Origin of the sequence: Vibrio sp. 1562 (assembly GCF_033340155.1) — a bacterium.
GTDB lineage: Bacteria > Pseudomonadota > Gammaproteobacteria > Enterobacterales > Vibrionaceae > Vibrio > Vibrio alginolyticus.
In genome coordinates this window covers 1-836 of the sequence record NZ_JAWOVY010000198.1, presented here as the reverse complement: position 1 = coordinate 836, position 836 = coordinate 1, and the positions used below count along the sequence as shown (strand labels likewise).

Genomic DNA, 836 nt, shown 5'->3' with positions numbered 1-836 from the left:
CAAACCAAGGTTTCATCATTGGTGTTACCGGTTGTCCTGCGGGCGTTGCTCACACCTACCTAGCAGCAGAAGCGCTAGAGAAAGGTGCTGCGGCAATGGGTTACGAAATCAAGGTTGAAACGAACGGTTCAATCGGTGTGAAAAACAGCCCAACCGCAGAAGAAATCGAGCGTGCAGATGCCATCATCGTGGCATGTGACAAGCAAGTTGACATGAACCGCTTCGCGGGCAAACGCGTGGTTAAAACCAACGTAAAAGCCCCAATCCGTGATGCTCAAGGGCTGATTAATGAAGCGTTAAACGCACCGACGTACCAAGCTGATTCCAATGGCAATACGCAAGCATCGGTTGCCGACAAAGCTTCTCAAGCTCGTTCTGACTTATATCGCTACTTGATGAATGGCGTATCACACATGATCCCATTCGTCGTAACCGGTGGTCTGTTGATTGCCCTTGCTCTTGCTGTAGGCGGTCAGCCAAGTGAAGCGGGCATGGCGATTCCTGAAGGCAGCATGTGGAACCAAATCCTCAACGTCGGTGTGGTTGCCTTTACGCTGATGATCCCAATCCTTGCCGGTTACATTGCTTACGCGATTGCTGATCGCCCAGCTCTAGCTCCTGGCTTGATCGGTGGTTGGATTGCAAATAATGGTTCTTTCTATGGCGCAGACGCTGGTACAGGCTTTATCGGTGCCATCATCGCCGGTCTGCTTGTGGGTTACTTCGTGAAGTGGATTACGTCGATTAACTACCACAAATTCATCCAACCTTTGGTGCCAATCATGATCGCACCAATCACAGGTTCGCTATTCATCGCTGGTCTCTTCATCTTCGTT

The 836-nt window shown here is 50.4% G+C and carries 1 protein-coding gene; it reads left to right on the top strand.

Annotated elements, in window-relative coordinates; translation table 11 throughout:
* Positions 1 to 836: fructose PTS transporter subunit IIB (locus R7Z49_RS24115; protein WP_318112248.1), on the top strand; the 836-nt coding region annotated here is incomplete at both ends.